The sequence below is a fragment of the Aureimonas sp. AU20 genome (assembly GCF_001442755.1).
Taxonomy (GTDB): domain Bacteria; phylum Pseudomonadota; class Alphaproteobacteria; order Rhizobiales; family Rhizobiaceae; genus Aureimonas.
The window spans coordinates 3,506,578-3,525,967 of the sequence record NZ_CP006367.1 but is presented as its reverse complement, the minus strand read 5'-3'; the positions used below and the strand labels follow the sequence as shown (position 1 = coordinate 3,525,967).

Annotated in this window: 15 protein-coding genes; 8 read left to right on the top strand and 7 right to left on the bottom strand. The window is 68.0% G+C overall.

Going from position 1 to position 19,390, the window contains the following annotated elements; genetic code table 11:
* The first annotated feature begins 367 nt into the window (after positions 1-367).
* Together M673_RS16065 and clpB are read left to right on the top strand one after the other, a co-directional pair.
* Positions 368-1,816, top strand: coding sequence for a DUF4167 domain-containing protein (locus M673_RS16065; RefSeq protein ID WP_082639539.1), 1,449 nt, complete (start codon positions 368-370; stop codon positions 1,814-1,816).
* A gap of 247 nt (positions 1,817-2,063) precedes the next feature.
* On the top strand, positions 2,064-4,679 hold the full coding sequence (gene clpB, locus M673_RS16060) for an ATP-dependent chaperone ClpB (RefSeq protein ID WP_061977112.1): 2,616 nt from the start codon (positions 2,064-2,066) through the stop codon (positions 4,677-4,679).
* 74 nt (positions 4,680-4,753) lie between these two features.
* Here clpB and M673_RS16055 read toward each other — a convergent pair whose 3' ends face one another.
* Positions 4,754-5,137 (bottom strand): PRC-barrel domain-containing protein, encoded by a 384-nt coding sequence (locus M673_RS16055; RefSeq protein ID WP_244493287.1) that lies wholly within the window; start codon positions 5,135-5,137, stop codon positions 4,754-4,756.
* Positions 5,138-5,271: 134 nt separating this feature from the next.
* On the opposite strand from M673_RS16055, the gene M673_RS16050 reads away from it, so the two are divergent.
* The 4 genes from M673_RS16050 to mgrA all read left to right on the top strand — a co-directional run bounded on the left by M673_RS16050 (position 5,272) and on the right by mgrA (position 10,394).
* Positions 5,272-6,108 (top strand): aldo/keto reductase, encoded by an 837-nt coding sequence (locus tag M673_RS16050; protein ID WP_061977109.1) that lies wholly within the window; start codon positions 5,272-5,274, stop codon positions 6,106-6,108.
* A gap of 366 nt (positions 6,109-6,474) precedes the next feature.
* Positions 6,475-7,860, top strand: a complete 1,386-nt coding sequence (locus M673_RS16045) for a L,D-transpeptidase family protein (RefSeq protein ID WP_082639536.1) — start codon at positions 6,475-6,477, stop codon at positions 7,858-7,860.
* Positions 7,861-8,199: 339 nt separating this feature from the next.
* Positions 8,200-9,255 (top strand): extensin-like domain-containing protein, encoded by a 1,056-nt coding sequence (locus M673_RS16040; protein ID WP_061977107.1) that lies wholly within the window; start codon positions 8,200-8,202, stop codon positions 9,253-9,255.
* A gap of 101 nt (positions 9,256-9,356) precedes the next feature.
* Positions 9,357-10,394: an L-glyceraldehyde 3-phosphate reductase gene (gene mgrA / locus M673_RS16035; RefSeq protein WP_061977105.1), complete on the top strand. Its 1,038-nt coding sequence runs from the start codon at positions 9,357-9,359 to the stop codon at positions 10,392-10,394.
* Positions 10,395-10,479: 85 nt separating this feature from the next.
* Here the strand turns inward: mgrA and M673_RS16030 are convergent, their stop codons facing one another.
* On the bottom strand, positions 10,480-12,405 hold the full coding sequence (locus M673_RS16030) for a M23 family metallopeptidase (protein ID WP_061977102.1): 1,926 nt from the start codon (positions 12,403-12,405) through the stop codon (positions 10,480-10,482).
* 383 nt (positions 12,406-12,788) lie between these two features.
* Here M673_RS16030 and tal point away from each other — a divergent pair, with 383 nt between their 5' ends.
* The gene (gene tal / locus M673_RS16025) at positions 12,789-13,769 is read left to right on the top strand and encodes a transaldolase (protein WP_061977100.1); all 981 of its coding nucleotides are present in this window, start codon (positions 12,789-12,791) and stop codon (positions 13,767-13,769) included.
* Positions 13,770-13,826: 57 nt separating this feature from the next.
* On the opposite strand, the gene M673_RS16020 is transcribed toward tal, so the two are convergent.
* The 3 genes from M673_RS16020 to coxB are packed head-to-tail and all read right to left on the bottom strand — an operon-like array spanning position 13,827 to position 17,451.
* Positions 13,827-14,177 (bottom strand): hypothetical protein, encoded by a 351-nt coding sequence (locus M673_RS16020; protein WP_061977098.1) that lies wholly within the window; start codon positions 14,175-14,177, stop codon positions 13,827-13,829.
* On the bottom strand, positions 14,174-16,708 hold the full coding sequence (gene ctaD, locus M673_RS16015; RefSeq protein WP_061977096.1) for a cytochrome c oxidase subunit I: 2,535 nt from the start codon (positions 16,706-16,708) through the stop codon (positions 14,174-14,176). Before ctaD ends, M673_RS16020 begins: the two co-directional genes overlap by 4 nt.
* Complete coding sequence (coxB, locus tag M673_RS16010) at positions 16,705-17,451, bottom strand: cytochrome c oxidase subunit II (RefSeq protein WP_244493286.1); 747 nt, start codon at positions 17,449-17,451, stop codon at positions 16,705-16,707. Before coxB ends, ctaD begins: the two co-directional genes overlap by 4 nt.
* On the opposite strand from coxB, the gene M673_RS16005 reads away from it, so the two are divergent.
* Entirely contained in the window at positions 17,443-17,955 is a 513-nt protein-coding gene (locus M673_RS16005; protein ID WP_061977093.1) for a DUF2231 domain-containing protein, read from the top strand. The two genes, coxB and M673_RS16005, sit on opposite strands and share 9 nt — an antisense overlap.
* Here the strand turns inward: M673_RS16005 and M673_RS16000 are convergent.
* Both M673_RS16000 and M673_RS15995 read right to left on the bottom strand, forming a co-directional pair.
* Complete coding sequence (locus M673_RS16000; RefSeq protein ID WP_061977091.1) at positions 17,933-18,439, bottom strand: CopD family protein; 507 nt, start codon at positions 18,437-18,439, stop codon at positions 17,933-17,935. The two genes, M673_RS16005 and M673_RS16000, sit on opposite strands and share 23 nt — an antisense overlap.
* Entirely contained in the window at positions 18,436-19,179 is a 744-nt protein-coding gene (locus M673_RS15995) for a cytochrome c oxidase assembly protein (RefSeq protein WP_061977089.1), read from the bottom strand. The genes M673_RS16000 and M673_RS15995 overlap by 4 nt, the downstream gene beginning before the upstream one ends.
* Positions 19,180-19,390 lie beyond the last annotated feature (211 nt).

Sequence of the window (19,390 nt, the reverse complement as noted above, 5' to 3'; positions counted from 1 at the left end):
GAAACTGGCGTGAACTTGACGGGGATAACCGCAAGCCCTCTTGTGGGACGGCTTAAGCAACACTACTAAAGTCTTGGATAGACGGAATGATCGAGGGGGACGTCCCCTACGATCGGCCGGGTCACAGGAACCCAGCCGAAGACGGGACGCTCGAGGAAGCTCCGTCCCGTCCGTCAACGCGGCGAAGGGGATCGCCGCAATGGACAGCACACTTCCCAGATGAGCGATGCAGGCCGAACCCGAGCGTTCGCCCGGCAGACTCCGAAAAAAGACCCGAGCGAAGCCGCCGAGCGTGCATTCGCGCCATGGAGCCCACCCGGCGAGCCCAAGCGGCTTGAGAGCCGGCTATCCAAACGACAGGAAGCTCATGAGGCCAGGACAGCAGCAGAACAAGCAGCAGCGGATGCGCGGGCGCAACGGGCGTAAAGGCCCCAATCCCCTGTCCCGCTCCTTCGAGTCGAATGGTCCCGACGTCAAGATTCGCGGCACCGCCCAGCACATCGCCGACAAGTACACGACCCTGGCCCGCGACGCCTCGGCCTCCGGCGATCGGGTGATGGCCGAGAACTATCTCCAGCACGCCGAGCATTACGGACGCATCGTCGCCGCCGCGATGGGCCAGTTCCAGCCCTCGCTGCCCGAGCGCGATTTCGACGAGTACGACGACGAGATGGAAGAGGGCGGCTCCAGTGAGGGCGCGCCCCAGCAGGGCGACCGCTTCAACCCGCAGCCCTATAGCGGCCAGAACGGCGAGCGCCCGAACCGGGACCATCAGAACCGGGACTACCAGGCGCGCGACAATTCCAATCGCGACGGCCAGAACCGGGATTACCAGAACCGCGACGGCCAGAACCGCGACAATGGCAGTCGCGAGGGCAACCGCGAGAACTTCAATCGCGACGGCCAGAACCGCGACAATTCCAATCGCGAAGGTGGTCAGCGCGATAACCGGAACGATCGGGGCGAGCGTCGCGAATTCCGGGGCGAGCGTGGCGAGCGCAACTTCAATCGCGACCGCAACGACAACAACGGCACTCGCGACAACAATCGCGACCGGCAGAATTCGCCGGCCGGTGTCGGACCGCAACCCTTCCCGGCCGAGGGCGAAGAGCCCCGCGCCGCGCAGACCGGCGACGCGCCGCGTCCCGAAGGGCAGGGTCAGCGCAACGATCAGGGCCCGCGCGGCGACCGCAACGAACGCCGCGAGAACCGCCGCGACCGCGACCGGGACCGCCCGCGCTTCAACAACGATCGCTCGGGCGAACGCCGCTTCGAAGAGCGCTTCGGCCGCATCGACGAGCGTCGTCCCGAGGGCGGAGCCGAGACACCCGCGCCCGTCGCCGCCAACGAGGCGGCTCCGGCGCCCGTGCCGGCTCAGCAGGCTCCCGCTCCGATGTCGGCGCCCGCTGCCGAGCATCGCGAAACGCCGGCGGCTCCGGTGGTGACACAGAGCGAACTGGCCCACGCCGCGCCCGCTCCGGCCCCCACCTCGGCCCCCATCGGCGAAGACGCCGGCACCGAGCAGCGCCGCCGCCCGCGAACCCGCCGCGAAGCCGTGCCGGGCGAAGGTGAGGCACCGTCCGTCGGGGCCATGGGCCCCGCGTCAGAAGCCAGCGAAGAGCCCAAGCGCCGCACGCGCGCCCCGGCCGTCGCGGCAGCGCCCGCTGCGGCCGCCCCCGAGGCTGCGCCTGAGTCGGATGCCGGCGATGGCGCGCCCAAGCGCAAGCCGGGCCGTCCGCGCAAGAAGAAGGCGGGCGAAGACGGCGGTGAGAACGAAGGCGGTGCCTCCGATCTCGAGCTTGCCTCGCACGGCTGAGCCGCACGACCCATCCGCATCGAAAGGCCCGGCGCACCCCGCCGGGCCTTTTTCGTTTGTGGACGGTCCCGCTCACGGCGGCGTGAAAAAATTGGGCTTCGAGCCCTCGTGTCGGGCGAGCGACCCTCTTTGATCGGGCAAAACCGCCCCCATATTTCCACGTAGCGGCTGGCCGGACGGCAGCCGACTCTGACGAGACGGGCTCCATGCCGCAGGGCGGGTGGAGCGCCGAACAGGAGACCGATTTATGGATATGGAACGCTACACCGAGCGGGTTCGCGGGTTCATGCAGGCGGCGCAGACGATGGCGCTGTCGCGCGATCACCAGCAGTTCCTGCCGGAGCACCTGCTGAAAGTCCTGGTGGACGACAGCGAAGGCATGGCCTCGGGCCTGATCGAGCGGGCCGGCGGACGGCCGAAGGACGTGCGGCTTGGCGTCGACGCGGCTCTGGACGCGCTGCCGCGCGTTTCCGGCGGCAACGGGCAGATCTATCTCGCCGCGCCCACCGCCAAGGTTTTCGCCACGGCCGAGGAAATCGCCAAGAAGGCCGGCGACAGCTTCGTGACCGTCGAGCGCCTGCTCCTGGCGCTGGCCATGGAGAAGAGCGCCAAGACCTCCGAGATCCTGGCCAAGGCGGGCGTCAATCCGCAGGCCCTCAACACCGCAATCAACGATCTGCGCAAGGGCCGCACGGCCGACTCGGCCTCCGCCGAGCAGGGCTACGACGCGTTGAAGAAATATGCCCGCGACCTCACCAAGGATGCGCGCGAGGGTCGTCTCGACCCCGTGATCGGGCGCGACGACGAGATCCGCCGCACCATTCAGGTCCTGTCGCGGCGCACCAAGAACAACCCTGTGCTGATCGGCGAACCCGGCGTCGGCAAGACGGCGATCGCCGAAGGTCTGGCGCTGCGCCTCGTCAACGGCGATGTGCCGGAGAGCCTGCGCGACAAGCAGCTGATGGCGCTCGATATGGGCGCCTTGATCGCCGGCGCGAAATATCGCGGCGAGTTCGAGGAGCGGCTGAAAAGCGTCCTGTCCGAGGTGACGGCGGCCGAAGGCGGCATCATCCTCTTCATCGACGAGATGCACACGCTGGTCGGCGCCGGCAAGGCGGACGGGGCGATGGACGCCTCCAACCTCCTGAAGCCTGCGCTGGCGCGAGGCGAGCTGCACTGCGTCGGCGCCACCACGCTCGACGAATACCGCAAGCATGTGGAGAAGGACCCGGCGCTGGCCCGCCGGTTCCAGCCGGTCTTCGTTTCCGAGCCGACTGTGGAGGACACGATCTCCATCCTGCGCGGCTTGAAGGAGAAGTACGAGCAGCACCACAAGGTGCGCATCTCGGACTCCGCGCTGGTGGCCGCCGCGCAGCTCTCGAACCGCTACATCTCCGACCGCTTCCTGCCGGACAAGGCGATCGACCTCGTGGACGAGGGCGCCGCGCGCCTGCGCATGGCGGTGGATTCCAAGCCTGAGGCGCTGGACGAGATCGATCGGCGGGTCGTGCAGCTGAAGATCGAACGCGAGGCGCTGAAGAAGGAAAACGACGACGGCTCTCGCTCGCGGCTGGAGCGGCTGGAGGCCGAGCTTGCCAATCTGGAGGAGGAGTCCGACCGGCTCACCAGCAGCTGGCAGGCCGAGAAATCGAAGCTTGGGCTCGCCGCCGATCTCAAGCGCCGGTTGGACGAGGCGCGCAACGACCTCGCCATCGCCCAGCGTAAGGGCGAATACCAGCGTGCCGGCGAACTCGCCTATGGCGAGATCCCGCGGCTGGAGCGCGAGCTGACCGAGGCCGAGGCTGCCGACGGCAAGGTATCTATGGTGGAGGAGACGGTGACCGCCGACCATGTCGCGCAGGTCGTCTCCCGCTGGACCGGCATTCCGGTGGACCGGATGCTGCAGGGCGAGCGCGAAAAGCTCCTGTCGATGGAGGACGCGATCGCCAAGCGCGTGGTCGGGCAGGGCGAGGCCGTGCAGGCCGTGTCCAAGGCGGTGCGGCGTGCCCGCGCCGGGTTGCAGGACCCCAACCGGCCGATCGGCTCGTTCATGTTCCTCGGCCCAACGGGCGTCGGCAAGACGGAGCTGACCAAGGCGCTGGCCTCCTTCCTCTTCGACGAGGACACGGCCATGGTGCGCATCGACATGTCGGAGTTCATGGAGAAGCACTCCGTGGCCCGGCTGATCGGCGCCCCTCCGGGCTATGTCGGCTACGAGGAGGGCGGCGTCCTGACCGAGGCGGTTCGGCGGCGGCCTTATCAGGTGATCCTGTTCGACGAGATCGAGAAGGCCCATCCCGACGTGTTCAACATCCTGCTTCAGGTGTTGGACGACGGGCGGCTGACCGACGGGCAGGGCCGCACGGTGGACTTCCGCAACTCGCTGATCGTCATGACGTCCAATCTCGGCTCGGAATATCTCACCACGCTTCGCGACGACGAGGACGTGGACGGCGTGCGCGGCCAGGTGATGGACGTGGTGCGCACGGCATTCCGCCCGGAATTCCTGAACCGCATCGACGAGATCGTCCTGTTCCACCGCTTGAAGCGGGCCGACATGGGCGCGATCGTCGACATCCAGATGAAGCGCCTGGAGAAGCTGCTGGAAGAGCGCAAGATCGTTCTGGAACTGGACGAGACGGCGCGCGACTGGCTGTCCGAACGCGGCTACGACCCCGCCTATGGCGCGCGCCCCTTGAAGCGCGTGATCCAACGCGAGGTGCAGGACCCGCTCGCCGAGCGCATCCTGCTCGGCCAGATCAAGGACGAGGACCGCGTGAAGATCTCGGGCGGCACCGACCGTCTGAACTTCTATGTAGTCGGCTCCAAGACGGCCGAAAACGGTGAGCGCGTCGCCGCCTGACCTCGTCGGCTGAGTGATAAAAGAAAAGGGGCGGCCCGGCGGGCCGCCCCTTTTTTGCATTCTATGCGGCTCGATCAGTACGAGACGCCGTAGTAATCGTCGACGCGGCGGCCATAGGCGGGATCGACCCAGTCCGGCGCGCTGTCGGCGGCGTAGCGCGGCGCGTTCTTCAGCTGGTCGATCGTGATGCCGACGACATAGCCGCCCTGGCGTTCGTCGTATTTCAGGACTTCCCACGGGATCGGGTGGTAGTCCTCGCCGATGCCCAGAAATCCGCCGAAGGACATGATCGCGTATTTCACGCGCCCGTCCCGCTTGCCGATCACGACGTCGTAGATATGGCCGAGATTGTCGCCGTCTGTGTTGTAGACGCGCGTGCCGTTGACCCGGCTCGCCTCGATGTTGTCGGCGCCGACCTGCAACTCGGAGATCGGTCCGGTTCCCATTGTCGAAGACATCCTGGCAACTCCTTGCGTTCCATCACTCTCGGCGAGACAACGCTTGCGGCCCGGGAGCCGTTCCCGGAACAGGGTGTTCAGAAGGTCGTGAAGCCTTAGGTTCAGGACAAAATTGCCGCGAAAGGACGATTCTCATGAGAACCGTGGAACTGGCCGACGGAACGAGCGTGCCGATGCTGGGGCAGGGGACTTGGATGATGGGCGAGACCGGCGCGCGCCACGGCGAGGAGGTCGCGGCCCTCCGGCGCGGGATTGAACTCGGCATGACCCTGATCGACACGGCCGAGATCTATGGCGACGGCGCCTCCGAGGAGTTAGTCGGCGAGGCGATCGAAGGGCTGCGGGACGATGTGTTCCTCGTTTCCAAGGTGGCGCCCAGCCACGCCTCGCGCCGGGGCACGGTGGCGGCCTGCGAGGCCAGCCTCGCCCGGCTCGGCACCGACCGGCTGGACCTCTATCTCCTCCACTGGCGCGGCCGCTTTCCGCTGGGCGAGACGGTTGCGGCGATGGAGGACCTGATCGACGCCGGCAAGATCCTGCGCTGGGGCGTGTCGAATTTCGACGTCTCGGACATGGAGGAGCTGATGGAGGTGGACGGCGGGCGGGCCTGCGCCGTGAACCAGATCCTCCTCAATCTCGACCATCGCGGCCCGGAATTCGATCTCCTGCCCTGGCTGGACGAGCGCATCGTGGCGCCCATGGCCTATTCGCCGATCGGCCAGGGCGGCGCGCTGCTACGCCGGCCGGAACTGCGCGAAGTCGCCGAGCGGCACGACAAGACCCCGGCGCAGATCGCGCTGGCCTATACGCTGCGCTGGCCCGGCGTTCTGTCGATCCCCAAGGCGGGAACGCTCGCCCATGTCGAGGAGAACGCCGCCGCCGCCGACATCCGCCTCGACGCCGAGGACTGGGCGCTTCTGGACGAGGCCTTTCCGCCGCCCGAGCGCAAGATGCCGCTCGCGATGATCTGAGAGGCTGCTTGGAAACTCGGCGGCGGAGGGCCGGCGAGGGATTTTTTGGCGTCGCAAGGCGCCAAACGCAGTCGATGCCGGCGGCATCGGCGAGGATTGGCAACGAAGCGACGGCGAAAAAGAACCGTCGGACCGACCCGACCGAGTTTCCAAACAGGCTCTGAACGCTCCGCCTCATTTCCGGCGGACCCATCGCCCACAGGCTGTAGCGCCGCTTGAGCGGCCGAAAACGGGCGGGAAGGGATCGAAGGCCGGAGAGCCGGGTCCGTTCACGGCTCGTTAACCATCCTCGCGCCAGTGTAGGGCCTTATCTGCTCTCGGACGCGTTGCAGGGCATGCGCCGGTATCGGGAAAGGACGCATAAGCATGAAGGCAAGATTTTGGGCGGCGGCCTGTCTGGCGCTGGTCGGCTTGTCCGCGTCCCCGCTTCCCGTCGTGGCGCAGCCCTACGATGCCGGTTACCAGGACTATGGTCCGGGTACGGAACGTTTCGTGGACGAGAACGGTAACATCGTCACGGTCGATTCCTACGGCCGGGTGATCGACGTGGAGCGCCCGCGCCGGTCGCAGCGGCCCGAGCGGCGCCGCGACAACCCACCGCCGGGCGTCGCCTACGAGGTGCCGCGCGGCGCGGACCCCTATGCCGATCCCTATGCCAGCCGCGACGACGCCAGCCTGAACGATCCCTATGCGCGCGGCGGCTATAGCGACGGGCCGGTGGAGTTCGCCCCGCTTCCCGCGCCGGGCAGCGATAACTACGGCGGCCAGGACCAGGGCCTCACCGGGGCGATCCCGCCCGATGCCGGCACGCTCGGCAACGGCACGCCGGGCTATGGCGCGCCGCACGAAGGCTCGACCATGGTCGAGAGCCATCCTGCGCCCAAGGTGATTGGGCCGAAGGGCAAGAACGCCAAGGCCGAGATCGCCGCGCTGCAGGTCCTGCTCGACCGCGCCGGCATTTCGCCGGGCGTGATCGACGGGCGCCTCGGCTCCAATGTCGACAAGGCCGTGGCCGCCTATACCGAAAAGACCGGCCGCACGATCGACGCCACCGACGCGCGCTCCCTCATGGAGCAGTTGATGGAGACGGGCGGCCCGGCCGTCACCTCCTACACCATCACCAACGAGGATGTGAGCGGGCCTTATCTCGCCTCCATCCCCGAGGACTACAGCCACAAGGCCATGCTGCCGGCCATGTCCTACACGCGCGTCACCGAAATGCTCGGCGAGCGCTTCCATATGGACGAGGATTATCTGCGCGAGATCAATCCAGGCGCCGACTTCAACCGGCCGGGCACGATCATCAAGGTCATGGCGACGGGCGAGCCGGTCACCGGGGACGTGGTGAAGATCATCGCCGACAAGGGCCGCGAGCAGGTTCGCGCCTATGACGCGAACGGCCAGCTGGTCGCAGCCTATCCCTCTTCGATCGGCTCGACCTCGACGCCCTCGCCCTCGGGCATCGTGGAGGTCAAGCGCATCGCCTTCGATCCGAACTACACCTACAATCCGAAGATCAACTTCAAGCAGGGCACCAACGACAAGATCCTGACCATCCCGCCAGGCCCGAACGGTCCGGTCGGCACGATCTGGATCGCCCTGTCCAAGCCGACCTACGGCATCCACGGCACACCCGAACCCTCCAAGATCGGCAAGACCAACAGCCATGGCTGCATCCGCCTGACGAACTGGGACGCGACGGAACTGGCCAAGATGGTGAAGCCGGGAACGGTAGTCGAGTTCACCGACTAAGCTGTTCCAGCGAAGGCCGCAGGCGGACGAGAAGCAAGGCTCCAAGGATGCTGGCGACCTTCGCGGCGATGTGGGGCCGGCACGTGGCCGAAATATGCGGCCCGGCATGTTGCCCAAGACTCTCCCAAGCGTATCGATGCGCGAAGCCCCGTCAGAATCTGGCGGGGCTTTTTCGTCACGCAGGGTTGCCGACCGTCCGCCGACCTTCCCTCGGCTGGAACCTCAAGGCGCTTCGGTCCGTTGGGAGCGCCGGGGGATATCGTCATGACGCTTCGCGCGAACCACGCTCTTCGGAGCCCGGCTGTTTTCACAGTGGCAAGGCGGCGAGAGGCGGCCCTTGTGCTCGTCCTATGCCTCGGCCTCGGCTCCGGCGCCTCGGCGCAGGATCGCGCGCCCAAACCCTCCGCGCCGTCCGAGGGTACGCAGCAGGGCGAGCTGGCGCCGGGATCTGTCATGCCGCCCGCCGACATTCCCGTTCCGCAGGCCCGCCCCGAGCCGACGCCCGCGGAAGCGGGAGAGCCCGTGCCTGTGCCGACGCCGGACCCTGCCGCCTCCGCCGCACCGCCCGCCGGAGCAACGCCCGCGCCGCTGCCCGACGCGGCTGCCGCGCCCAAGCCGGAGGCGCGGCCGGTCGACCAGCCGAAGGACCAGCCGCCGTCCGAGCCGGCAAGCGCGCCCGCCGACGCGGCGAAGGGGGCAGCGACCGGCGAGACGCAGGGCCCGCCGGCCCCGCCCGCGCCCCAACCCGCCTATGTGCCGCCTGAAAAGGCGCGCACCGAGCCCGAGCCGGGCGCGCCGACCGTGCCCGAGATGGAGGTGACGCCGGCGCAGACCGTGGAGGCCGCGGCCGCCGTGGAGGATGCCGTGGCCTGCGAGAAGGAGCTGAAGCGACGCGGCGCGACGTTCACCGTGGGCGAGACGATAGCCGAAGGGCAGTGCGGCGTGCTGCGGCCCGTCTCGGTCACGCAGCTCTCCTCCGGCGTGAAGGTCACGCCCGGCACGGTGTTCCTCTGCCGCACGGCCCTGGCGCTGGACATCTGGGTGTCGGAGGGCGTCGAGCCGGCGGCCAAGGCCGAGTTCGCCGGCGCTAAGGTCAAGGCGCTGACGCAGGCTTCGACCTATGTCTGCCGGGCGCGGGCGAGCGAGTCGCGCATCTCCGAGCATTCGCGCGGCAGCGCGATCGACATCGCGGGGTTCGAGCTTTCCGACGGCAAGACCGTGCCGGTGGAAGCCGGCAAGCCCGGCACGGCGGAAGATCGTTTCGCCGCCAGCGTTCGCCGCGCGGCCTGCGGCCCGTTCCGCACCGTGCTCGGCCCCGGCACGGATTCCGACCATGGAACGCATCTCCATCTCGACATCGCGGCCCGGTCCAACGACACGACCTATTGCCGGTAATCCCTGGTCAGACGCCACGCCTCCCTTATAGTCCGCCCCGAAGCCGCCCCCGACTCAGATCACGATTTTCGGGGGCGGCCGCGTAAGGGAGAGATGCGACCATGACCTATATCGCGGACGAAGCGCGCTACGGCGCGATGAGCTATCGGCGCTGCGGCCGATCGGGGATCGACCTGCCGGCCATCTCGCTCGGCCTCTGGCAGAATTTCGGCGGAACCGACGTCTACGAGACCGGCCGCGCCATCCTGCGCCGGGCCTTCGACCGGGGCGTGACGCATTTCGACCTCGCCAACAATTACGGCCCGCCCTACGGCTCGGCCGAGGAGAATTTCGGCCGCTGGATGGATCAGGACTTTCGGCCCTATCGCGACGAGCTTCTGATCTCGTCCAAGGCCGGCTGGGACATGTGGCCCGGTCCCTACGGCAATTTCGGTTCGCGCAAATATCTCGTCGCCAGCCTCGACCAGAGTCTCAAGCGCATGGGGCTCGACTATGTCGACATCTTCTACCACCACCGGCCCGACCCCAAGACGCCGCTGGAAGAAACGATGGGCGCGCTCGACCACATCGTGCGCTCCGGCAAGGCGCTCTATGTCGGCGTCTCGTCCTACTCGCCGGAGCTGACGCGCCGCGCCCATGCGATCCTGAAGGAGATGGGCACGCCGCTCCTGATCCATCAGCCCTCCTATTCCATGCTGAACCGCTGGACCGAGGACGGGCTGCTCGACACGCTGACGGAGCTCGGCGTCGGCTGCATCGCCTTCTCGCCGCTGGCGCAGGGGCTCCTGTCCAACAAGTATCTCGGCGGCGTGCCGAAGGATTCGCGCGCGGCCAAGGAAGGCTCCTTCTCCTCGGGGCTGGTGACGCCGGACAACATCGCCCGCATCCAGGCGCTGAACGCCATTGCCGAGCGGCGCGGCCAGTCGCTGGCGCAGATGGCCATTGCCTGGGTCCTGCGCAACGAGCGCGTCACCTCGGCGCTGGTCGGCGCGCGGACGGTGGAGCAGCTCGACTCCTCGCTGGACGCGCTCGCCAACACCAGCTTCTCGGGCGAGGAACTCTCCGAGATCGACCGTCACGCGACCGAAGGCGGCATCGACCTCTGGCGCTCGCAATCGGCGATCAAGCCGAAGGAATAGGCCGGCTCTTGGTGCAAAAACAAAGAAAAGGGCGGGCGCCGCGAGGCCCCGCCCTTTTTCATGGATCGCATGAAGGCGCGAGCCGTCACCGCCCGGCGACGTGCATTTCCTCGGAGCTTTCCTTCAGGATGTTCTCGATGCGCTGGCGCTCCTTGGCGAAGGCTTCGAGCTGCGGGCCGGAGAGCTGGCGTCCGTTCGGCAGGCGGATGCGCATGGGATCGACGCGCGTGCCGTTGACGCTGACTTCGTAGTGAAGATGGTTGCCGGTGGAAAGGCCGGTGGAGCCGACATAGCCGATGATCTGCCCCTGGCGGACCCTGGCGCCGGCCACCACGCCCTTGGCGATCTGGCTCTGGTGCGAATAGGAGGTTTCGTAGCCGTTGGCGTGCTTGATCAGCGTCTGCTGGCCGTTGCCGGTGGACCAGCCGGCGCGCTCCACCACGCCTGAGCCGGAGGCCAGGATCGGCGTGCCGCGCGGCGCCGCCCAGTCGACGCCCCAATGCATGCGGGCATAGCCCAGGATCGGGTGGCGGCGCGAGCCGAAGGGGGAGGTGAAGCGCCCGTTGGGCACGGGATTGCGCAGGAGGAACTGCTTCGAGGAGCGGCCCTCCTCGTCGTAATAGTCGGCCTGCCCGTCGTCGGGCGTGAAGAAGCGGTAGTAGCGCTTGGTCTCGCCGCCGAACTTGGCCTCTACATAAAGGATCTGCGACTCGTCGGTGGCGGTCTGTTCGCCCTCTTCGAGCGAGTAGAGAACGGTGAGGCGATCCTCCCGGTCGAGCCGGGCCTGATAGTCCACATCCGCCGCCAGGATGCGGATCAGCCGCTGGCAGAGGCGGTTGTCGAGCCCATAGGCGAGCCCGGCCTGATAGATGCCGTCATAGACGGTGGGCATGCTTTGGCGCAGCGGCGCTTCGGTGGCGTTCTCGTCGAAGGCTTCCGCGACGGAGCGGCTGAGCGCGGGCTCGGGCGCCTCGGTGAACTCGCCGTGATCGTCGAGGCCGACCGTCGCCAGATGCGACGTGCCGCGATAGGCCGACAGGCGCACGATGCGCGAGCCCTGGCCATCCGGCTCCAACCCCAGGCGCAGGACCTCGCCGGCATCCAGCTCCTTGCGGCGCAGGAGGGAGGCGAGGCGGGCGGAGGCCGCGTCGGCGTCGGCATGGCCTGAATCCTGCAGCGCTTCGCGAATGCCGCGCTCCTCGCGGAAGGGCACGATCTCCTCGAAATAGCGCGCCGAGCGCTCGCCCGCGCCTTCCGAGGCCGAGACAGAGACGTTCTCGCGGATGACGCGGAAGGCGGAGCCGGGAATGTATTCGTCGGCATCCGAGCCCGCGCCGCCGAAGCGCGTGGCGTCGAAGGGCTGGATCGCGGCGACCTGCACGGGCGCGGCGTCCTGCTTGGGCGCGGCGGCGCGCACCAGAAGCTCGGCCTCCTTGGTGCCGATGTCGGCGAACGTGTCGGCCGGCGCGCCGAAGTCGAAGGACTCCATCGACACGTCCACGTCGGCCTCGACCTTGGCCTCGTAGATCTGGCCGGTCTGGGCGGGGGGCGTTTCGTCCGGCTCGTCGCCGTCGGCAAAGACGTTCATCGCGTCGAAGGCGGGATAGGAGGCGGTGGTGGGGTGGCGCGCCCCGAGCAGCATGGAGGCATAGGCGAAGGGCAGGGTGCGCAGCACCTCGCGGTCGCCCTCGCGCATCAGGGTCGGCACTTCGATCGTGGAGCGGTTGCGATCGATCGGGATCGGGGTCGCGAAGACGCGCTCGCCCTTTTCCGACAGGTCGCTGACGGCCGCCGCCGCGACGCCGACCACGGCCGGGCGCACCAGGATGCGGCGCCCGTCATGGGCCGCCGACAGGGCGATCCCCATGAGCGCGGTGGAGGTGATTCCGGTGAGCAGCGTGCCCGCCAGCCAGCGCGCCGAGACTTGGCGCCGATCGGGCTTGCGCCGGCGGTCCGCGACCAGTGGGGGTTGGTTGCCGAAGTCCGGTTTGGCGTAACGTTCGTGGTGCATTCACGTCCCGTCTGAACTGCGACCGGCTTCGAACCCGAGTTTGGCGGATTCGCGACAGGATCGAGGCGACGGGTTTGCCGGCCTCCCACTGTCACTTCAGGGCCACAGGTCCCCTGACGCTTGCAGATAGAGCGGATCGGCTCGGGCGCTGTCAACCTTTCAGCAAGGATCGCGCGCGCCGTCCACACGAGATGCGCCCGCGCATGCGGGTTGCGATTGTGGCCGGGGCCGGAGCGCACTACATAAGAGCTTAGGGATCGCGGCCGCTGCTTGCCGAAAACATCGTGCGTGCTTTGCGCCTTGCGTCCTGGCGTCGCGGACGACACATCAGGGAAGCGGCGGCGATTATCGACTCACACCAACTTCGACGAATGGAACATCCCATGGCATCCAAGCTCGACCAACTTCGTGAGATGACCACCGTCGTCGCGGACACCGGCGACATCGAGGCGGTCCGCGAGCTTCGCCCGGTGGACTGCACGACCAATCCGACCATCGTCCTCAAGGCGCTCGGCACGCCCATGTTCGACGACGCCTTCGCCGAGGCGCTGAGCTGGGGCCAGTCGAAGGGCGGGTCCGGCAAGGACGTCGCCAACGCGGTGGCCGATCGTCTGGCCGTCTCGGTCGGCGCGGCGCTCGCCGAACTCGTGCCCGGCCGCGTGTCGACCGAAGTCGACGCCGATCTGTCCTTCGACGTGGAAGGCTCGGTCAAGCGCGCTCGCCACATCATCGAGGACTACAAGGCACGCGGCGTCGACCGCGAAAAGATCCTCATCAAGCTCGCCTCCACCTGGGAAGGCATCCGGGCCGCCGAGATCCTCCAGAAGGAAGGGATCGACTGCAACCTGACGCTGATCTTCTCCAAGGCCCAGGCCATCGCCTGCGCCGATGCCGGCGTGTTCCTGATCTCGCCCTTCGTCGGCCGCATCATGGACTGGTACGCCAAGTCCACCGGCAAGACCTACACGCCCGAGGAAGATCCCGGCGTCCTGTCGGTTCGCTCAATCTACGACTACTACAAGTCCAACGGCATCAAGACCGTCGTCATGGGCGCCTCGTTCCGCAACGCGGGCGAGATCGAGGCCCTGGCGGGCTGCGACCGGCTGACCATTTCGCCGGCCCTGCTCAAGGAGCTCTCGAACGACCAGGGCACGCTGGAGCGCAAGCTCTCGCCCGATACGTTCACCAAGGTCGATCCGATCAAGATGGATGAGCGCGCCTTCCGCTGGGCGATGAACGAGGACGCGATGGCGACCGAGAAGCTGGCCGAGGGCATCCGCTCCTTCGCCAAGGACCTGCGCGAGCTGCGCGGCCTCGTCGCCAAGCGCCTCGAGGACAACCCGGCGGCAGTCGCCGCGCAGTAATCGCGGCCACCCTTTCGAGCCTCAAGCGACGGCGGCCTTCGGGCCGCCGTTTTCGTTTCAAAGGCAGATCGTGAGGTTGAGGATCGGCGCGTAGTTGACGAGCGTCACCACCACGGCCGCGATACTCGCGGTCAGCGCGGCAGCGGCGAGGAAGCGGTCGGGCTCGGCCTCGCCGCTTTGCCGGGCGCGGCGGCGGCAGAGAAGCCAGAGCGCGCCGAGCATCAGGAGATGCAGGAGCCAGATTCCGACGAGGAGCGCTCGCAACAGGCTCACCGGGCCGAAACGCGCCTGGTCCCAGCCAAAGGCGCAGCCGACCGAGAGCCCGGCATAGAGCGCGATGAAGGCCGAGCTCCAGATCACGAAGCCGGCCAGCAGCAGGAGAAGCGAGAGCGAGCGGGTGGCGATCATCCCACACTCCCCCGCAGCGGCAGGAGAAAGGGCAGGGCGGCGACGAGAAGCAGCGCCAGGAGGCCGGACACCGCCGTGTAGTCGTGCCACAGTGAGCCGATGCCGAGATCGGCGCTGCGCCGGGCAGAGACATAGCCCGCCATCACCCGCCAGATGGCAAAGCCCGCGAACACCACGCCCAGCACTGCATGCAGCGCGACATAGGCCAGCAGCGCGCAGACCGTGGCGAAGGTCGCGTGGCCCGTCGGCGTCGGCACGTCGAACAGTGTGGCGAGCGTCAGCCCGGCGGCCAGAGCCTCGGCCGCGAGCGTGCCGACCAGCAGCGGGAGCGAAGGCCGACCCGTCTGCCCAAGCGGGCGCTGCGCCAGCCGGGCGGCGAGCGCGGCGACCACCACCAACGAGCCGATCAGGAGGAGGCGTCCCTGCGAAAGGTCGAGCCCGCCCGGCGGCGGCCAGTTCGGCGCGACCAGCCAGAGAAATAGGGTGCCGAAGACGAGCGAGGCGAAGATCGTGCCATTGGCCAGAAGCAGGAACACCATGGCCCACCAGGAAAGCGGTCGCTCCACCTCGAAATGCACGGGAAGGCCTAGGCCCCGTCCGGCCGGCACCGGGCCGAGATCGGCCTTCGCGCCGGAGGCCGGCGTCCAAGCGAGGCACAGTGCGAGCACCGCGATCGGCAGGAATGCGGCTGCCCAATAGAGCTTGAACAGGAGCGACAGGACGAAAAGCCCGATCGCCGCCGCCGTGGCGAGCGGCAGGAAGGTCGGGCGGGGCAGGATGGCGATGGACTGGGGCGTCGCCGAGTTCATCGAGACCACCAGCGTTTCCTGCCAGCCGTTGCGCGGCTCGGCGAGGTAGCCACCACCCGCGGCCAGCTCCTGTCCGAGATCGGGCCGCTCGTGCAGCGGATCGCGCGAGGTGACGTCGGGCAGCGAGGCGAAGGCGTAGGAGGGCGGCGGCGTCGCGGTGGCCCATTCCAGCGTGCCCGCACGCCAGGGGTTGCGCGGCGCGATCCGGCCGAGACGGAACTGGAACAGCATGTCCACCGCAAAGAGCGCGAAGCCCATGGTCATGACGAAGCCGCCGATCGAGGAAACGAGGTTCAGCGCCCCCCAACCGTAGCCCGCCTCATAGGTGTAGTAGCGCCGGGGCATGCCGTAGAGCCCCGTCAGGTGCATGATCAGGAAGGTGGCGTTGAAGCCGATGAAGATCAGCCAGAAGGCCAGCGTGCCGACATTGTAGAGCGGCTGGCGGCCGGTGAAATGCGGCAACCAGTAATAGGCGGCTGCGAGCATGGGGAAGATGAAGCCGCCGACCAGCACGTAATGCATGTGCGCCACGACGAATTGCGTGTCGTGGACCTGCCAGTCGAAGGGCACGATGGCGAGCATGACGCCGGTGAGGCCGCCGCAGACGAAGACGAAGAAGAAGCCGAGGAGATAGAGCATCGGCACGGTGAGCTTTGGCCGGCCCGCCATCATCGTTCCGATCCAGAGAAAGATCTGGATGCCGGTCGGCACGGCGACGAGGACGCTGGCGGCCGAGAAGAAGCCCTGCGCCAGATGCGGGATGCCCACCGTGAACATGTGGTGGACCCAGAGGCCGAAGGACAGGAAGCCCATGGCCGTCACCGCCACGACGATCCAGGAATAGCCCAGGATCGGCCGGCCGACGAGAACCGGCAGGATGGTGGAGATGACGCCCGCCGCCGGCAGGAAGATGATGTAGACCTCCGGGTGCCCGAACAGCCAGAAGAGATGCTGCCAGAGAAGCGGATCGCCGCCGCGCGCGGGGTCGAAGAAGGGCAGGTCGAAGGCGCGCTCCAGCTCCAGGAGGATGGAGCCGAGGATGAGCGGGGGAAAGCCGACCAGCATCATGCCGGCGGTGACGAGGATGTACCAGGCGAAGAGCGGCATGCGGGCGAGACTCATGCCCGGCGCGCGCAGCTTCAGGATCGAGACGGTCAGCTCGATCGCCGCGCCCATGGCGGAAATCTCGACGAAGGTGATGCCGAGCAGCCAGACATCGGCATTGATGCCCGGCGAATGCTTGCCCGAAGACAGCGGCGTGTACATGAACCAGCCGGAATCGGGGGCATAGCCCGTCAGGAGCGCTACGATCAGGATCGACCCGCCGAAGACGTAGCACCAGAAGCCGAGCGCCGAGAGGCGGGGAAAGGCAAGGTCGCGCGCGCCCAGCATCTTGGGCAGGAAATACATCGCCACGCCCTCGAACATCGGGATGGCGAAGAGGAACATCATCACCGTGCCGTGCATGGTGAATATCTGGTTGTAGAGCGCCGGCCCGACGAAGCCGCTGTGCGGCGTGGCGAGCTGGGCGCGGATCAGCATGGCGAGCAGGCCACCGATGGCGAAGAAGATGAAGGCGGCGATGATGAAGCGCCGGCCGATCACCGTGTGGTTCACCGCCGACAGCCGACCCCAGCCCTTCGGCGTGCTCCAGATGCGGTCCAGCCCCTGATGCAGGGCGACGGGCGAGAGGGGCGTCGAGGCGGCGCGGGTCTCGCTCAAGGCTGGGTCTCCTGAGGTTCTGGCTGAGCGGTTGTTGCCAGCGAAAGGGCTGCGGCCAGGGCCGCGCCGTAGCTTTCCGGCGGATGGGCGAGGACGGAAAAGCTCATCTCGGCATGGCCGACGCCGCAGAACTCCGCGCAGACGCCGCCATAGGTGCCAGGCCGGTCGGCCTGGAGGCGGATCACATTCACGTGGCCGGGAATGGCGTCGATCTTGCCTGCGAGGCGCGGCACCCAGAAGGCATGGATGACGTCGGTTCCGATCACCGCGACATCCACCGGCTGGCCGGCGGGCAGGTGCAGGACCCCCGACGTCGAGCCGCTCTGGCCGGGATAGCGGAACTCCCAGGCCCATTGATGCGGTAGCGCCTCCACCCTCACGAGGCCCGGCCGGCCGGGATGGGCGAGAAGCCGCTCGCCGGTCGCCAGCGCGAAGACGAGAAGCGCGCTCAGCACGACGCCGGGAAAGGCGAGACCGCCCCAGACCAGCCAGCGACGGGGCGGGATGTCGCGGCCCCAGCCGGGCTTGAGGAAGGCGAAGCCGACGAGACCCAGCACCAGAGCCATGATGGCCAGGGCTCCGGCGAACATGACCCACCAGAGAAGGGCGGTGGACTGGGCGGCGGGACCGGCGGGGTCGAGGATCGACAGCTTGCCGGCGCAGCCGGAAAGCCCAAGTGAAGCGAAAGCCGGCGCGAGGACGCGCCCTTTCCGCCCCGAGGCCGAGGTCACGACATGAGCCAAGCGAACTCCTCTTCCGGCGCCGGCGTCAGCCCGGTCATCAGCAAGGTGGCGGAAAAGGACATTTCCTCGGCCATCGCCGTCGCCGGCCATCCCATCCACGCCATGGCCGTGCATTTCCCGATCGCGCTCGCCATCGCGACGCTCGGCTGCGACGTGTTCTACTGGTGGTCGGCTGATCCGTTCTGGGTGCGATGCAGCCTCTGGGCGGCGGGCTTCGCCTTCCTGACGGGCGTCGCGGCCGGCGTGGTCGGCACGATGGAGCTGATCTTCGTGCCCGGCATTCGCGCGCGGGCGGCGAGCTGGACGCACGCCATCGCCGCCATGTCCCTGATCTCGGTGCTCGGCATGAACTGGGGCCTGCGGCTGACGCAGCCCGAGGCCGTGCTGCCGCTCGGCCTGTTCCTTTCGGTTCTCGGCGGCGGGCTCACGGGGCTGGCGGGCTGGCATGGCGGCAAGCTGATCCTGCATCATGGCGTCGGCATCATGGTGTCAGACGACGAATGACGTGGTGCCCGAGCTCGCCCAACGCGCCGGGCCGATGCAGCATCTCCGGCAGAAGGGCGAGATCGATCGCGGGCTTGGCCAGAACCAGATAGAGAATGGCGAGCAGCGTCAGCGACAGCGCGCCGAGCCCCGAGACCATGCGCCAGGTTCGAAAATGCCGGCCCTCCTCGAAGAGCGACAGGATCACCAGCCCGGTCCAGACATGGAGCGCCGTGAGCACGCCGACGAAGAGCAGCTTCACCGCGAACCAGACGGTGAAGACCTCGCGCATCAGGATCAGCGCCGTGCCCGAGCCGATGGCGAGAAAGGCGGCCGGCGAGACCACGACGATATAGGCGAAGCGCGTGAAGGCATGGAGCCGGTGCAGCGGCGGGCCGGCGCCGGCCGCCTCGCGCTGGTTCATGAGAATGGGCATGAGCAGCAGCCCGCCGCACCAGACCACCAGGGCGGCGATGTGGAGGCTCTTCATCCAGACGAGAATCAAGCCGCGCGCTCCTCGGTGCGAAGATGGAGCCCGAGCGCCAGCAGGGCGGCCAGGAGATAGGGCAGGTTCGCCGGCACCCACATGAGGAGCCCGGCGAGCTGCTGGTCCTCCAGCGCCGAAAGTCCGAAAGCCTCGGTCGTCAGGACATGCGGGGCGTAGAGCGGAGCGGGGGCGAAGGTGATGAGCGCGCCGAGGAGGCCCATCTGCGCTACGATGCAGAGATGGACGAGGAGCACGCGGGCGAGCGGCGCGCCGGGCGCGAGCAGCGCGCGCCAGAGAAGCACGCCGGAGCCGAGCAGCGTCAGCTCCATGAGCCAATAGAGCGCGTCGCTGGACAGTGCCGCCGCATAGGGCGCGGGCGCATGCCAGACCCAGACCAGAACCACATGGAGAAGCGCCAGCGCGCAGAGGCCCGGCAGCGAAGCGCGTCGCCCCGGCCAGGCCAGCGCCAGAAGCGGCGCGGCAAGGGCGATCAACAGGAGATGATGGGCGACGCGCGCCGAGAACAGCGCCGAGGACAGCGCGCAGAGCGGCGAGACGAAGGCGAGAAACACGACGGCGAAGGCGAGCGCGTGGAAGCGCCGCGCCCGGCCCGGATTCTCCGTGCGGCCGAGATGCCGCCAGCCGAGCGCCAGGCCAAGACACAGGAGCGCCAGCAAGACCGGGTCGAGATTCCAGGCGAGAAGAAGATCGGCCGGAGCCGGGGCTAAGCCGCAATAAGGGATGGAACTGTGCGTCATGTCCGGCCTTCACGTCGCAGGATCGCCTCGCGCCGGCCGGGGCCGGACCTGCCGGGAAAGGGTATGGCGCGCGAGGCGATCGGCAACGGCTAAGCGCCGGTGCGGACGGGCGTTCTGCGGATTGGGCGGTGCCTCGCGAAGCCGTGATCCCTTCGCGGCGCCCATTCGGCGGACCCTGCCGGGAACCTCTCGCCTTCAGCCCGGCAGACCC

What these genes read in the sequence shown, in the direction of transcription:
- M673_RS16065 (WP_082639539.1), top strand. Translation starts at nt 368, where the DNA reads ATGAGGCCAGGACAGCAGCAGAACAAGCAGCAGCGGATGCGCGGGCGC.
- clpB (WP_061977112.1), top strand. Translation starts at nt 2,064, where the DNA reads ATGGATATGGAACGCTACACCGAGCGGGTTCGCGGGTTCATGCAGGCG.
- M673_RS16055 (WP_244493287.1), bottom strand. Translation starts at nt 5,137, where the DNA reads ATGTCTTCGACAATGGGAACCGGACCGATCTCCGAGTTGCAGGTCGGC.
- M673_RS16050 (WP_061977109.1), top strand. Translation starts at nt 5,272, where the DNA reads ATGAGAACCGTGGAACTGGCCGACGGAACGAGCGTGCCGATGCTGGGG.
- M673_RS16045 (WP_082639536.1), top strand. Translation starts at nt 6,475, where the DNA reads ATGAAGGCAAGATTTTGGGCGGCGGCCTGTCTGGCGCTGGTCGGCTTG.
- mgrA (WP_061977105.1), top strand. Translation starts at nt 9,357, where the DNA reads ATGACCTATATCGCGGACGAAGCGCGCTACGGCGCGATGAGCTATCGG.
- M673_RS16030 (WP_061977102.1), bottom strand. Translation starts at nt 12,405, where the DNA reads ATGCACCACGAACGTTACGCCAAACCGGACTTCGGCAACCAACCCCCA.
- tal (WP_061977100.1), top strand. Translation starts at nt 12,789, where the DNA reads ATGGCATCCAAGCTCGACCAACTTCGTGAGATGACCACCGTCGTCGCG.
- M673_RS16020 (WP_061977098.1), bottom strand. Translation starts at nt 14,177, where the DNA reads ATGATCGCCACCCGCTCGCTCTCGCTTCTCCTGCTGCTGGCCGGCTTC.
- M673_RS16005 (WP_061977093.1), top strand. Translation starts at nt 17,443, where the DNA reads ATGAGCCAAGCGAACTCCTCTTCCGGCGCCGGCGTCAGCCCGGTCATC.
- M673_RS15995 (WP_061977089.1), bottom strand. Translation starts at nt 19,179, where the DNA reads ATGACGCACAGTTCCATCCCTTATTGCGGCTTAGCCCCGGCTCCGGCC.